This is a genomic window from Frigoribacterium sp. UYMn621, assembly GCF_040549525.1.
GTDB lineage: Bacteria > Actinomycetota > Actinomycetes > Actinomycetales > Microbacteriaceae > Lacisediminihabitans.
This window is the reverse complement of sequence record NZ_JBEPTM010000001.1, coordinates 698646-712021: the sequence shown is the minus strand read 5'-3', so window position 1 is coordinate 712021 and position 13376 is coordinate 698646. Positions and strand designations below refer to the sequence as shown.

The window sequence follows — 13376 nt, the reverse complement described above, 5'->3', positions numbered from 1 at the left end:
AGGGGATCACCTGTGACCGAGGGAAACGGCAGCAACGAACAACGGTGGGCGAGCCCGGGGGCGTCGCCGTCGCCCGCTCCACCCGTGCCGCCGATCGCACCGCCGCCGGAGCCCCGGTTTACCGGGCAGAATGCCGGCAGCACACACGCGCCGGGATACGGATACAGCACCGGCTATGGCACCGGAGCACAACCCGGTTGGACACCGCCGCCGAAGCCCGGGCTGATCCCCTTGCTCCCCCTCGACCTCGGCACCATTCTCGGCGCCTCATTCCGGGTGTTGCGTCGCAACCCCAAGGCCACCTTCGGGGCTGCCCTCCTCATCCAGGGGAGCGTCTACCTCTTGCTGATCCTCGTGGTGGCGGGGGTCACCTTCGGCGCGCTCTCCCGGATCGACTCGAGCAGCACGCAGAATGCCGACCAGATCACCGCTGGGGCGACCGGCCTCATCGTCGTGGCATCCATCATCCCTGGCCTTCTGGCTGTCGTCGCCGCGGCCGTGCTGCAGGGCATCATCGTGCTCGAAGTCTCGCGCGGCGCCGTCGGCGAGAAACTCTCTCTCGGGTCACTGTGGAAGAGGGCCCGCGGTCGCATCGGAGCGCTCATCGGCTGGGCAGCCCTGCTCGTTCTGGCCTCCACTGTCGTCATCGGCATCATCGTCGTGATCATTGTCCTGCTCGTCGTGAGTCTCGGAAACGGTGGCATCGTCGCGGCCGTGATCATCGGCATCTTGGCGTTCTTCGGCCTCGCCGTCGTCTATGTCTGGCTGAGCACGAAACTCGCTCTCGTCCCCAGCGCGCTGATGATCGAGCGGATGACCATCCGCAGTGCCGTCGCACGGTCCTGGTCCCTCACCGAGGGGTATTTCTGGCGCACCTTCGGGATCTCCGCGCTTGTCGCCGTGATCGTGGGAATCGTGAGCCAGGTGGTGACCTTTCCGATCAACTTCATCGCTCCGATCGCCACCGGCCTCATCGATCCACAGGGCCAGAACGGCACCGGCACCGTCGCGCTCGTCGCCGTTCTCTCGCTGCTCGTCATCGTGGTCGCGGTCGTCTTCCAATCGATAACCTCGGTGGTGCAATCGGCCACCACGGGTCTCCTCTACCTCGACCTGCGCATCCGCAAGGAGGGCCTCGACCTGGAGCTGGTGCGTTACGTCGAGGCGAAGCAGAGCGATCCCGCGGTGACGGATCCCCTCCTTCACGGCGCGCCGGTCGCGAGCCGGCCGGTGCCCGACGAGTCTCCGTGGGCGTGACCGTCACGTTCTTCGCGGGGGTACCCGTGGACGTGCCTGTGGATCCGGATTCCGCCGAGGCCCAGCGCTGGGTGATCCAGGAGCTGTCGAAACCCGAATACCGGGCCGCGCAGCCCACCTGGTTCGACCGCGCCTCGAAGGCGTTTCTCGACTGGCTGCAGTCGCTCAAGATCGACAGCGGACCCGGCGTTCAGGGGCCGATCCTGGTGCTCGCGCTGATCGTGATCGTCGCCGCCCTCATCGCGGCCTTCCTCATCTTCGGGGCGCCGAGGCTCAATCGCCGGAGCGCGGCGAGCGGCATCCTCTTCGGCGACGACGACGCCCGGGATGCCGCCGCGATGCGCCGTGCCGCCGAAGATGCCGCCGCCCGGTCGGACTGGGTGATCGCCATCGAGGAGATCTTCCGCTCGATCGCCAGGGGGCTGGCCGAACGCACCCTCGTCACGGTCTCCCCCGGCACCACCGCGAGGGACTTCGCCGCGCGCGCCGGGATCGTGCTTCCCGGGTTCGCCGAGCGACTCTCGACCGCGGCATCCGCCTTCGACGACGTGCGGTACCTCGGTCGGGAGGGCACAGAGACGGCCTACACCGACGCCGCGCGGCTCGAGAAGGACCTCCGGGCGCTACGCCCCGCGGTGCAATCGACTGTGGGTGCACCATGACGTCGACGGCCGCGGCGACCACCCTGACGCCGACCATTCGCGCGGCGACGCGCAGATCGCTGTTCTGGATCATCGTGGCGGTCTTCCTCATCCTGATCGCGGTGATCGCTCTCGCCGCCACCGGCGCCTCGAGCGGAGGCGTGCCGTTCTCGGCGACGAACGCGGCACCCGCCGGGAGCAAGGCCATCGCCGAGGTGCTGCGCCAGCAGGGAGTGGATGTGTCGGTGCCCGTCACCCTCTCCGGTGCACAGTCCGCCCTGCGTGGCTCCACCGGCTCGACGCTGTTCCTCTTCGACCCGGACGGCAACCTCGACACAGCCCAGTTGCGCAGCCTCACCGCGCTCGCGGAGCACGTCGTGGTACTGTCGCCCACCTACGCGCAGGTCTCGGCACTGGCCCCGGAAGTCGGTCTCGCCGGCATCGTCGGCCGCAGCTCACTCTCCGCGGGCTGCGACCTTCCCGCGGCACTCGCGGCCGGCCGGGTGAGCGGTGCCGGATCCGGGTTCCGGGTGCTGGATCCCGCCGCGGAGACGACCGCGTGCTTCGGGAGCGGGAAGCGCACCTTCTCCGTCGTGGACATCGCCAGGGCTGGCCGGCACATCACCGTAGTCGGCACCACGGACGCCTTCGACAATGAGCATGTCGCCCAACGGGGAAACGCGGCGCTCGCGCTCACCCTGCTCGGGCAGAGCGACCGACTGGTCTGGTACCTCCCCACCATCGACGACTCCTCCATCAGCGGCCCGAGCATCGCCGAGCTCACTCCGGCCTGGGTCGGCGGGGTGAGCGCACTGCTGATCATCGTGGCGATCGTCGCCGCCTTCTGGCGCGGACGACGTCTCGGCCCGCTCGTGGTCGAGAACCTTCCCGTCGTCGTGCGGGCGAGCGAGACGATGGAGGGCCGCGCGCGGCTCTACCAGAAGGGCGCGGCCCGCCTCCGGGCACTCGACTCGCTGCGCATCGGTTCCGTCTCTCGACTGGCCACCCTGTGCGGGCTGTCGCGTCTGGCTTCGGTGGAAGACGTGATCGCCGCGGTCGCGAGCGTCACCGCCGGTGACCCCGCCGACATCCGCACCATCCTCCTCACCGCGGACCCTCGAAACGACCGAGAACTGGTGCGGCTCTCCGACGAGCTGCTCGAGCTCGAGCGAACCGTGGCACGAGACATCCGACCGTCCTGACCCCGACCGACACCATGGAGAATGAACGAATGACCGAGACCGACCTGGCCGCACCATCCCCCGAATCCCCCGTGCGCGACGGCGCGGCCGGATCGCCGGCGCTCCGGGAGCAGTTCGCCCGGGTGCGCGTGGAGGTCGGCAAGGCTGTCGTCGGGCAGGATGGCGCGGTCACCGGCCTCATCATCGCGCTGCTCGCCGGCGGTCACGTGCTGCTCGAGGGCGTGCCGGGCGTCGCGAAGACCCTCCTCGTTCGCACCCTCAGCCGAGCCTTGCAGCTCGAGACGAAGCGTGTCCAATTCACGCCGGACCTCATGCCGGGAGATGTCACGGGCTCGCTGGTCTACGACGCCCGCAGTGGAGAGTTCGACTTCCGCGCCGGGCCGGTCTTCACCAACATCCTTCTCGCGGACGAGATCAACCGCACTCCCCCGAAGACCCAGTCCGCCCTTCTCGAGGCGATGGAGGAACGCCAGGTGAGCGTGGATGGCGAGACCCGCCCGCTGCCGGTGCCGTTCATCGTGGCCGCCACCCAGAACCCGATCGAGTACGAGGGCACCTATACGCTTCCGGAGGCCCAGCTCGACCGCTTCCTGCTCAAGCTCGTGCTCGAGATCCCCGAGCGAGCCGACGAGGTCGAGGTGCTCACGCGCAGTGCGGCAGGCTTCAACCCGCGCAACCTCGAGGCCGCCGGCGTCACCGCGGTGCTGGATGCCGCGCAGCTGGCCGCCGCCCAGGTGGAGGTCGGGCGGGTGCGGGCGTCCCCCGACCTGCTCGCCTACATCGTCGACCTGGCGCGCGGCACCCGTCAGAGCCCGAGCGTGAAGCTCGGGGTGAGCCCGCGCGGCACCACCGCGCTGCTCTCCGCCGCGAAGGCCTGGGCGTGGCTCAACGGATTCGATTCGATCACCCCCGACCATGTGCAGGCGATGGTGCTGCCGGTGTGGAGGCATCGCATCCAGCTTCGACCGGAGGCGGAGCTCGAAGGGGTCGCGCCGGATTCCATCCTGCGTTCGATCCTCAGCCAGGTGCAGGTGCCGATCTAGATGCGGAGCCTCTGATGGCCTGGTCCGGACGGTTCGTGCTGCTCGTCGCGCTCGGGATCGTGCCGATCGTCCTCTTCGACCAGCCCGACTGGCTCGGCCTCTGGCTTCTTCTGGTTGCGCTCGTCGGGACTCTCGACCTGGTGCTCGCCGGCTCCCCCCGCCAGCTCAGACTCGAGCGAGAGCTGCCGGATCGGGTGCGACTCGGCGAGACCGTCGCATCCGCCCTGCTTCTCACGAACGCGGGTCGACGCACCGTGCGCGGCATCGTACGGGATGGCTGGCAGCCCTCCGCCGGCGCAGCACCGACGCGGGCCCGCCTGGCGCTCCCGGCCGGAGAGCGACGACGGATCGAGACCTCCCTCACCCCTTTCCGCCGGGGCGAACGCCGCGCCGCGCAGGTGACCGTGCGGTCGTTCGGTCCGCTCGGACTGCTCGCCCGCCAGGCGACGATCGAGCTGCCCGGCGCGATCACGGTGCTTCCGCCCTTCAACTCCCGCAAGCACCTGCCCTCCCGGCTCGCCCGCCTTCGCGAGCTCGACGGTCGAACCAGCGTGATGATCCGGGGCCAGGGAACCGAGTTCGACAGCCTGCGCGAATACGTGCGTGGCGATGACGTGCGCTCGATCGACTGGCGCGCGACCGCGCGGCGCAGCGACCTGGTCGTGCGCACCTGGCGCCCGGAGCGGGACCGTCGCGTCGTGATCGTGATCGACAGCGGACGCACGTCCGCGGCCCGCATCGCCAACGAGCCGCGCATCGACACCGCCTTCGAGTCGTCCCTGTTGCTTGCGGCGCTCGCCACGCGGGCGGGCGACCGGGTGGACGTCGTGGTCTTCGATCGCCGCGTGCGCGGAAGGATCCAGGGTGCGAGCGGCCCCGAGCTGCTTTCCCGCATGGTGAATGTGATGGCCCCGATCGACCCGGAGCTCATCGAGATGGACTGGTCGGCGGTGCCCTCGCTCGTGCGTTCGGTGACGAGCCAGCATGCACTCGTCGTGCTGATGACGTCGATCGATGCGGCCGGCGGATCGCGCGGACTGCTGGGGATGCTCCCGCAGCTCACGCGCAAGCACAGCGTCGTCGTGTCCTCCGTCACCGACCCCGCGGTGCTCTCCGCCTCCGTGGAGCGCGGCGACCGGGACGAGGTCTATCGTGCGGCAGCGGCGGAACGCGCCATGCTCGACACCACCCGCGTCTCGGCGGCGATCCGCCAACTCGGAGCAGATGTCGTCACCGGCGCCCCCGCGGACCTGCCGCCCGCCCTCGCCGACCGCTACATCGCGCTGAAGGCCGCCGGGCGGCTGTAACCCCGTCGAGCAGCGAGCGCCTCGAGGCCTCCCCACCCCCGAAAACGCAGGACATTCGCCACGAAAAACCCACGATCGCGGCGTAGGTGCCGATTTGGTGGCGGATGTCCTGCGTTTTGGGTTGAGCAGGGGGCGGATGTGCGGGCGCAGCAGACGACGAAACGCCCGGTCGCGAGGACCGGGCGTTTCGTCGGGTGAGGCGGCTGTGGTGCCAGCGCTAGACCCCGACAGTCACCGGCTGGTGCGAGGAATCAGGCGCACCGGTTCCGAGTTCGACTCGCAGCTTGGCGCCGAGGCCGGCATCGACGCTCGTCCAGTACCAGAGGAAACGCTCCTTGATGCGGTCAACGGTCAACGAGTTGTACTGTCCGACCAGGGTGCCGAGGAGGCGCTCCTTCGATGCGTCGTCGAACACCCGGCGGTACAGCGTGCCCGCCTGGCCGAAGTCGTCGTCCTCCGAATGCAGGGTCTGCGCCGCACGGATCAGCTCTCCGTCGGTGTCCCAGCCCCCGACTCCGGCCTTGGCAGGATCGGCGACTGGTCCCCCGTAGGAGTTCGGCACGTAGGTGCGCGCCGTCGCATCGCTGAACTCGTAACGCATGTGGCCCTCGTGCTCGTAGTTGTGCACTTCGGCGGCATGCGGCTGGTTCACGGGGAGCTGGTTGTAGTTGGTGCCGACACGGGCGCGCTGGGCGTCCGGGTAGGAGAACACGCGCGCCATGAGCATCTTGTCCGGGCTGATGTCGATGCCGGGCACGAGGTTCGATGGCGAGAACGCGGCCTGCTCGATCTGGGCGAAGAAGTTCTCCGGGTTTCGGTTCAGCGTGTAGTGGCCGACCGGGATCAGCGGGTAGTCGGAGTGCGGCCAGACCTTCGTGATGTCGAAGGGGTTGAACCGGTAGGTCTTCGCCTCCTCGTAGGGCATGACCTGCACGAAGACATCCCAGGTCGGGAAGTCTCCGCGCTCGATCGCCTCGTGCAAGTCGCGGCGGTAGTAATCCGCGTCGGCGCCCGCGATCTTCTCGGCCTCTTCCGCGGTGATGTTGTGCACACCCTGGCGAGACTTGAAGTGGTATTGCACCCAGAAACGCTCACCCGCGGCGTTGATCCACTGGTAGGTGTGCGACCCGTAGCCGTTGAGCTCACGCCACGAACGGGAGAGTCCGCGGTCGCCCATCAAGTAGGTGACCTGGTGGGCCGACTCCGGCGACAGCGTCCAGAAATCCCACTGCATGTCCGCATCGCGCAGCCCGGAACCGCCGAGGCGCTTCTGGGAGTGGATGAAGTCGGGAAACTTCATCGCGTCGCGAATGAAGAACACCGGCGTGTTGTTGCCGACGATGTCGTAGTTGCCCTCGGTCGTGTAGAAGCGGAGAGCGTAGCCGCGCACATCCCTCCAGGTGTCGGGGGATCCCTGCTCCCCGGCGACTGAGGAGTTGCGCTGCAGCACCTCGCTCTTGGTGCCCGGCTGGAATACTGCCGCGCGGGTGTACATCGACACGTCTTCGGTGACCTCGAACTCACCGAAAGCGCCACCGCCCTTCGCGTGGGGGTTGCGCTCCGGCACGCGCTCCCGGTTGAACGATGCCAGCTTCTCGACCAGGTAGCGGTCGTGCAGAGCGGTGACCCCGTCGGGCCCGGTGGTGAGCGAGTACTCGTCGCTCTCGACCGGCGTTCCGGACTGGGTGGTAGTCGGTTCTGTCACGGGTCTATCTCCTTAATCGTTGGCAGCAGAGAAGTCATGGGGAGCGCGGAGAGCGCTGGGGGGCACCGATTCTTGGCAGGGACCGCACAGCCCCCGGAAGGTCACCTCGGCAGTGGCGATGGCGAAGCCGTTGGTGTCGATAGGTGTGAGGCAGGGCGCCGAGCCATGCGCACAGTCGACATCGGCAACCGCTCCGCAGGTGGTGCAGACGACGTGATGATGGTTGTCCCCGATACGGCGCTCGTAGAGGGCGGCGGATCCGGCGGACTCGATGCGGCGGATCATCAGGGCGGCGGTCAGGTCGGCGAGAACGTTGTGCACGGACTGGATGGAGAGACCGGCGCCGGACGCAACCCGCAGCCTCTCAGCGGTGGAGTGCGGATGCTCCGCGAGCGCCTCGAGCACGGCGAGCCGACCCGGCGTGACGCGCAGCCCTGCGGCACGAAGCGCGGTCCCCAGCTCGACATCCATCTCTTCCAGTGTGCCACTAATCGTGAACTACTCAAAATTATGATGAATCTCAGGCGGCGACGATCCTCCGGGCTCCCGCCTCGAACTCGTCAAGATCGCCGGTCTCGCCCGCACGTACGGCGCGTCGGCCGATGACCCACTGGTAAAACAGGAACGACCCGAGCGCCACAGTGCCGATACCGATCTTGATCACCCAGGGCCAGTCCTGGCGGGTGACGAAGCCTTCGATGATGCCGGAGACGAGCAGGGAGAGGATCAGACCGATCGCCACGGCGAAAAGCGCGCGCCCCTCCTCGGCGAGCGCCTGCCCCCGGGTGCGGGCACCGGGGGCGATCCAGGCCCAGAAGATCGTCATCCCGGCCGCACCCGCCACGAAGATCGAGTACAGCTCGAGCTGGCCGTGTGGCGCGATATACAGAAAGAAGATGTCGAGGCGGTCATGGGATGCCATGAGGGCCCCGGACAGCCCGATGTTCTGTGCATTCGAGAACAGGAGGTAGGGCGAGTAGACCCCGACGATGCCGTAGGCGATGCACTGGGCCGCGAGCCACGCGTTGTTCGTCCACACCTGCCCGGTGAATGACGACGGGGAGTGGTTCGAGTAGTAGTTCACGAAGTCCTGCTCCACGAACTGCTTGCGGAACTCCTCGGTGCCGAAGTGGGAGAGCACGCCGGGGGTGTTGAGCGCCCAGTAGCCGTAGAGCAGGGCGATCCCTGCCGTTGCCAAAGCCACGACCAGGCTGGTCCAGCGGATGCGGTACAGCGCCGCGGGGAGCTGCGCCCCGAAGAAGGTGGGCAGCTGGCTCAACACGTTGCTTCCGGCACCCGTGAATCGCAGCCTCGCCCGCGACAGCGACAGCGACAGCCGGTCACCCTGCACGGACTGCCCCGCTGTGGTCTTGATCGCGGAGAGCTGACTCGCGCCGGACTGGTACCGCTCGATCAGCTCGTCGGATTCGCTGCCGGTGAATCGCCTCTTGGCTCCGAGCCGGGCAAGGTCGTCCCACTCATCGCGGTGCGCGGCGGAGTAGGCATCGAGATCCATCTGTTTAGATACTAGACATGGCGACGGCGACGCAGGGCGGTGCGGGCATTCCCGACGGCTCGGACGAGCTGGAGCTCATGACCGGCGAGGCCGTCAGCCTCGACCTCAGGCCCACGAGCTTCGTGCTGCGCGCCGCCGGCGCGATCATCGATTTCGTCGTCTACTTCGGCATCTGGTTGCTCATCCTGCTCGCGGTGTCTTCGCCCTTCTTCCGCGGATTCCTCGACGAGGCGAGCGCCGCGGCGGTCACCGTCTCCGCACTCGTGTTCTGCCTCGTCGTCGCCCCGACGGCCGTGGAGACTCTCACCCAGGGCAAGTCCCTGGGCAAGCTCGCGGTGGGCGCGCGGATCGTGAGGGATGACGGCGGATCGATCGGCCTGCGTCACGCCTTCATCCGCTCGCTCACCGGCGTGCTGGAGGTGTTCTCGACCTTCGGTGGCATCGCGTCGATCACCGCCCTGCTGAACGGGCGGACCAAACGTATCGGCGACCTGCTCGCCGGCACCTACAGCCAGAACGAGCGCGTGTCCCAGGTCACTCCCCCGGTGTTCGGGGTGCCGGTCGAACTGCTCGGCTGGGCCGCGACGGCGGACGTCGCCCGCCTTCCCGACGGCCTCTCGCGACGCATCGCCCAATTCCTGCGCCAGGCCCCGAGACTGACTCCGGATGCGCGCGACCGCCTCTCCCGCTCGCTCGCCACCGAGGCATCCGTCTTCGTCTCACCGCTCCCCCAGGCGAACGCGGAACTGTTCCTCGCCGCGGTCTCCGCGCTGCGCCGAGACCGGGAGTTCACCGGCCTGACGCTCGAAGCCCAACGCCTCGAGCACCTGCGTCCCGCCCTCGAGGGGCTCCCGCACGGCTTTCCGGAGCGCTAGGGCCGAGCGTAAGGCCTCGCAAGCCATCAGTACCGGTAGTGGTCGACCTTGTAGGGTCCGTCGACGGGAACGCCGATGTAGGCCGCCTGCTGGTCCGAGAGCACCGTGAGCTTCACGCCGAGCGCATCGAGGTGAAGTCGTGCCACCTTCTCGTCGAGGTGCTTCGGAAGCACGTAGACGCCGAGCGGATAGTTCTCGCCCCGCACGTACAGCTCGATCTGCGCGAGCACCTGGTTGGTGAAGGAGTTGCTCATCACGAACGAGGGGTGCCCGGTGGCGTTACCGAGGTTCATCAGTCGACCTTCGGACAGCACGAGGATGCTGCGACCGGTGGGCAGCCGCCACTCGTGGACCTGCGGTTTGATCTCGATCTTCTCGGTACCGGCGAGCTTCTCGAGGCCAGCGATGTCGATCTCGTTGTCGAAGTGGCCGACGTTGGCGACGATCGCGAGGTGCTTCATGCCGAGCATGTGGTCGACGGTGAGCACGTTCTCGTTACCGGTGCCCGTGACGAAGATGTCGACGTCGCCGACGACGTCCTCGATGGTCGTGACCTGGAATCCGTCCATTGCGGCCTGAAGCGCGTTGATCGGGTCGATCTCGCTCACGATCACGCGAGCACCCTGGCCCTTGAGCGCTTCGGCTGCGCCCTTTCCGACATCTCCGTAGCCGGCGACGAAGACGACCTTCCCGCCGATGAGCACGTCGGTTGCCCGGTTGATGCCGTCGGGCAGCGAGTGACGGATGCCGTACTTGTTGTCGAACTTGCTCTTGGTCACCGAGTCGTTGACGTTGATGGCCGTGAACTGCAGCTCGCCGGCTCGTGCCAACTCGTACAGGCGGTGGACACCGGTGGTGGTCTCCTCTGTCACGCCCATGATCTCGGCGGCGATGTTCGTCCACCGGTCGCTCGACGACGCGAGCGAGGCGCGAAGGGTGTCGAGAATGACCCGCCATTCGTGGGTGTCGGTCTCCGTGGCATCCGGAACGGCCCCGGCGAGCTCGTATTCACGGCCCTTGTGCACGAGGATCGTGGCGTCGCCGCCATCGTCGAGGATCATGTTCGGACCGGCCCAGTTCTGCCCCGCGGCGGCGGCTTCGGCGCTCCAGTCGAAGATCTGGGTGGTGCACCACCAGTAGTCCTCGAGCGTCTCGCCCTTCCAGGCGAACACCGGTGATCCGGCGGGGTTATCGACGGTGCCGTTCGGTCCGACGGCGATTGCGGCCGCCGCTTCATCCTGGGTAGAGAAGATGTTGCAACTCGCCCAGCGCACCTGCGCCCCGAGAGCGACGAGGGTCTCGATGAGCACACCGGTCTGCACCGTCATGTGCAGGGATCCCGCGATCCGAGCACCGGCGAGCGGCTTCGACTCGCCGAATTCCTCCCGCAACGCCATGAGGCCGGGCATCTCGTTCTCGGCAAGGCGGAACTGGTGACGCCCCGACTCGGCGAGGGAGGGGTCGGCGACCTTGAACTGGAGAGCTGTGCTGGGAGTGCTGCTGGGCGCGGTGATCGTCATGGGCCTAGATTACGCGACGGCGCCTGCACTGTTCCTGTTATCCCTGCTGCATAACTCCTGCAATCTCCCAACCACGACGGATGGAACCACCAGCCCGTTGGTGCGCCGAGCACTCCATCGGCAGACCGCAGGAGTTATGCGAAAAGAAGGGCGGGACTATTCGCGGATCAGGGCGAGCACGGTGTCACGCACCTGTTCCATCACCGCCGCTGTGCCGGCCTCCACGTTCAGGCGAAGCAACGGTTCCGTGTTCGAGGGGCGCACATTGAACCACCAGAACGGCTCGTCCTGTCCGACCAGCCCGGTGATCGTCAGTCCGTCAAGCTCATCGAAGTCGCCCGTGCCGGTGTAGGCCTCCACGATGCGGTTGTAAGCGGCCGGGATGTCCGTGACTGTCGAGTTGATCTCCCCGCTCATGGCGTACGGGGTGTACCTCTTCGAGATCGCCGAGACTGGCTCTGATCCCGAGCCGAACGCGGCCAGGAAGTGCATCGCAGCGAGCATGCCGTTGTCAGCTCCCCAGAAATCGCGGAAGTAGTAGTGCGCGGAATGCTCCCCGCCGAAAATCGCGCCGGTGAGACGCATCTGGTCTTTGATGAGCGAATGACCGACCTTGGTGCGCACCGGGATGGCGCCCGCCGCCTCGATCGTCTCAGCGACGATGTTCGAGGTAATGAGATTGTGAAGCACGAAGATGTCGCCCTCCGGCTGCAGCGTGCGCGCTCTGGTGATCTCCCGCAGCGCCACCACGGCGGCGACGGCAGAGGGTGTGACGGCCTGGCCCTTTTCGTCCACGACGAAACAGCGGTCGGCATCGCCATCGAAAGCGAGCCCCAGGTCGGCGGCGTGTTCGACCACCGCTTTCTGCAGATCCACGATGTTCTTCGGGTCCAAGGGGTTGGCTTCGTGGTTGGGGAAGGTGCCGTCCAGTTCGAAATAGAGCGGGACGATCTCGATCGGCAACGCCGGCAACCCGGCAGCGGCCCCGAGGACCGCGGGCACGGTCATCCCCCCCATGCCGTTGCCGGCATCCACGACGATCCGGATGGGACGGATGGCGGCGAGGTCTACCAGCGAGCGCAGATAGACCGCGTAGTCGGCGATCACATCGACCGAGCGGAAGGTGCCCGGCTCCGCGACCGGCTCGATCGACGCATCGAGATAGGCCTGCGCGCGGTCGCGGATCCCCTTGAGGCCGGTGTCGAAACTGATGCCCTGCGCGCCCGCGCGACTGAGTTTGATGCCGTTGTAGGTGGCCGGATTGTGGCTCGCGGTGAACATGGCTGCCGGAGCGCCGAAGTGGCCCGATGCGAAGTACGACTCGTCGGTGGAACACAGGCCGATCGAGAGCACGTTGCCGCCCCTGGCCTGCACGCCCAGCGCGAAGGCCGCGGCGAAGCCGGGGGACGAGTCCCGCATGTCATGCCCGACGACGACGTCTTTGCCCGCGGCGTCGATCTCGTCCACGAACGCTGCACCGAGAGCCGTCACGACCTCTGGCGTGAGTTGCGACCCGACGAGTCCACGCACGTCGTAGGCCTTGATGAATGGTGCGAGGTCGATGCGGGCAGTCATAGTGCCAATTTACAGGGGTCGGTGTTGCTGCTCTTCTGCTGTCCCCAGCGAGACGTGACGGATGACCTGCCAGCCCTGCGGCACCGAGAGTCGATCGGAGTGCTTCGCGCACAGGTCGTAGGTGTGCGGCTCCGCGGTGCGACTGAGGGGTCCGAGTACCGCCATCGAGTCGGCATAGACATAGGTGAGAGTCGATACGGCGTCATTCGCGCACGCGACTTTGCTACACGGTCGACCGTCCATTTGACTCCACCCTAGCGCCGCATCCGGTCGAATCCCGCCGCGTAGAATCGGGGGATGGTCCGCTCCCGCATCGCCAGTCCGTCGGGACGATCCGGATCGCGCGATCGACACGGCCGCGGGATGCGTTCCGCGGTCACCGGGCCGCATCTGCCGCTCTTGAACACCCGCGCCGACCAGTTCGACCTCACCGTGTCGTCGACGGCGGAATATCTCAAGGACCTCTGGCCGGATGAGCTGGCCGGCGTCTCCTTCGAGGTCGCCGGCCTGCCGAGCAAGATCGCCCCCGCCGGGGGAATCGACCGCTGGTGCGTGATCGTGCCCGAGAAGCGCGTGATCCTGTTCCGACTACCGATCGAACGCCTTGCCCGGCTGCATCGAACCGACGACCTGCACCGGCGAATGCTCATCGAGAGCTGTGTCTTCAGGGCCGTGGCGGAGCTGCTCGGCAAAGACCCGTGGGACTTGGCCCCGGAGCGTTTCCGCCACCTCTAG

General features: G+C 67.4%; 13 protein-coding genes. 7 read left to right on the top strand and 6 right to left on the bottom strand.

Annotation, left to right across the window (positions count from 1 at the left end; all coding sequences use genetic code 11):
- Positions 1-12 precede the first annotated feature (12 nt).
- From ABIB54_RS03680 to ABIB54_RS03660, 5 genes are read left to right on the top strand one after another with little or no spacing between them, the layout of a single operon-like run.
- Positions 13-1257 carry a DUF7847 domain-containing protein gene (locus ABIB54_RS03680; protein ID WP_354574159.1) on the top strand — a complete coding sequence of 415 codons (1245 nt, stop codon included), beginning with the start codon at positions 13-15 and terminating at the stop codon, positions 1255-1257.
- Positions 1254-1919 (top strand): DUF4129 domain-containing protein, encoded by a 666-nt coding sequence (locus tag ABIB54_RS03675; protein WP_354574158.1) that lies wholly within the window; start codon positions 1254-1256, stop codon positions 1917-1919. Before ABIB54_RS03680 ends, ABIB54_RS03675 begins: the two co-directional genes overlap by 4 nt.
- On the top strand, positions 1916-3100 hold the full coding sequence (locus ABIB54_RS03670; protein WP_354574157.1) for a DUF4350 domain-containing protein: 1185 nt from the start codon (positions 1916-1918) through the stop codon (positions 3098-3100). Before ABIB54_RS03675 ends, ABIB54_RS03670 begins: the two co-directional genes overlap by 4 nt.
- Positions 3101-3129: 29 nt before the next feature.
- Positions 3130-4143, top strand: coding sequence for an AAA family ATPase (locus ABIB54_RS03665; RefSeq protein ID WP_354574156.1), 1014 nt, complete (start codon positions 3130-3132; stop codon positions 4141-4143).
- A 14-nt stretch (positions 4144-4157) separates the two neighbouring features.
- Positions 4158-5450 (top strand): DUF58 domain-containing protein, encoded by a 1293-nt coding sequence (locus tag ABIB54_RS03660; RefSeq protein WP_354574155.1) that lies wholly within the window; start codon positions 4158-4160, stop codon positions 5448-5450.
- A gap of 217 nt (positions 5451-5667) precedes the next feature.
- On the opposite strand, the gene ABIB54_RS03655 is transcribed toward ABIB54_RS03660, so the two are convergent.
- The 3 genes from ABIB54_RS03655 to ABIB54_RS03645 are packed head-to-tail and all read right to left on the bottom strand — an operon-like array spanning position 5668 to position 8671.
- Positions 5668-7155, bottom strand: coding sequence for a catalase (locus ABIB54_RS03655; protein ID WP_354574154.1), 1488 nt, complete (start codon positions 7153-7155; stop codon positions 5668-5670).
- Positions 7156-7167: 12 nt separating this feature from the next.
- Complete coding sequence (locus tag ABIB54_RS03650) at positions 7168-7626, bottom strand: Fur family transcriptional regulator (protein WP_354574153.1); 459 nt, start codon at positions 7624-7626, stop codon at positions 7168-7170.
- 49 nt (positions 7627-7675) lie between these two features.
- Positions 7676-8671, bottom strand: a complete 996-nt coding sequence (locus tag ABIB54_RS03645; RefSeq protein ID WP_354574152.1) for a stage II sporulation protein M — start codon at positions 8669-8671, stop codon at positions 7676-7678.
- Positions 8672-8688: 17 nt separating this feature from the next.
- Here ABIB54_RS03645 and ABIB54_RS03640 point away from each other — a divergent pair, with 17 nt between their 5' ends.
- Positions 8689-9546 carry an RDD family protein gene (locus ABIB54_RS03640; protein ID WP_354574151.1) on the top strand — a complete coding sequence of 286 codons (858 nt, stop codon included), beginning with the start codon at positions 8689-8691 and terminating at the stop codon, positions 9544-9546.
- A 26-nt stretch (positions 9547-9572) separates the two neighbouring features.
- On the opposite strand, the gene ahcY is transcribed toward ABIB54_RS03640, so the two are convergent.
- The 3 genes from ahcY to ABIB54_RS03625 all read right to left on the bottom strand — a co-directional run bounded on the left by ahcY (position 9573) and on the right by ABIB54_RS03625 (position 12884).
- The gene (gene ahcY / locus ABIB54_RS03635; RefSeq protein WP_354574150.1) at positions 9573-11066 is read right to left on the bottom strand and encodes an adenosylhomocysteinase; all 1494 of its coding nucleotides are present in this window, start codon (positions 11064-11066) and stop codon (positions 9573-9575) included.
- Between the two features lie 156 nt (positions 11067-11222).
- Entirely contained in the window at positions 11223-12641 is a 1419-nt protein-coding gene (locus ABIB54_RS03630) for a phosphomannomutase/phosphoglucomutase (RefSeq protein WP_354574149.1), read from the bottom strand.
- Between the two features lie 9 nt (positions 12642-12650).
- Positions 12651-12884 carry a DUF3499 family protein gene (locus tag ABIB54_RS03625; protein WP_354574148.1) on the bottom strand — a complete coding sequence of 78 codons (234 nt, stop codon included), beginning with the start codon at positions 12882-12884 and terminating at the stop codon, positions 12651-12653.
- 54 nt (positions 12885-12938) lie between these two features.
- On the opposite strand from ABIB54_RS03625, the gene ABIB54_RS03620 reads away from it, so the two are divergent.
- A complete protein-coding gene (locus ABIB54_RS03620; RefSeq protein ID WP_354574147.1) occupies positions 12939-13376 on the top strand; it encodes a metallopeptidase family protein in 438 nt (145 codons plus the stop codon).

Coding starts and splice junctions, on each gene's coding strand:
- ABIB54_RS03670 (WP_354574157.1), top strand. CDS start 1,916: ATGACGTCGACGGCCGCGGCGACCACCCTGACGCCGACCATTCGCGCG.
- ABIB54_RS03665 (WP_354574156.1), top strand. CDS start 3,130: ATGACCGAGACCGACCTGGCCGCACCATCCCCCGAATCCCCCGTGCGC.
- ABIB54_RS03660 (WP_354574155.1), top strand. CDS start 4,158: ATGGCCTGGTCCGGACGGTTCGTGCTGCTCGTCGCGCTCGGGATCGTG.
- ABIB54_RS03650 (WP_354574153.1), bottom strand. CDS start 7,626: ATGGATGTCGAGCTGGGGACCGCGCTTCGTGCCGCAGGGCTGCGCGTC.
- ABIB54_RS03645 (WP_354574152.1), bottom strand. CDS start 8,671: ATGGATCTCGATGCCTACTCCGCCGCGCACCGCGATGAGTGGGACGAC.
- ABIB54_RS03640 (WP_354574151.1), top strand. CDS start 8,689: ATGGCGACGGCGACGCAGGGCGGTGCGGGCATTCCCGACGGCTCGGAC.
- ahcY (WP_354574150.1), bottom strand. CDS start 11,066: ATGACGATCACCGCGCCCAGCAGCACTCCCAGCACAGCTCTCCAGTTC.
- ABIB54_RS03630 (WP_354574149.1), bottom strand. CDS start 12,641: ATGACTGCCCGCATCGACCTCGCACCATTCATCAAGGCCTACGACGTG.
- ABIB54_RS03625 (WP_354574148.1), bottom strand. CDS start 12,884: ATGGACGGTCGACCGTGTAGCAAAGTCGCGTGCGCGAATGACGCCGTA.
- ABIB54_RS03620 (WP_354574147.1), top strand. CDS start 12,939: ATGGTCCGCTCCCGCATCGCCAGTCCGTCGGGACGATCCGGATCGCGC.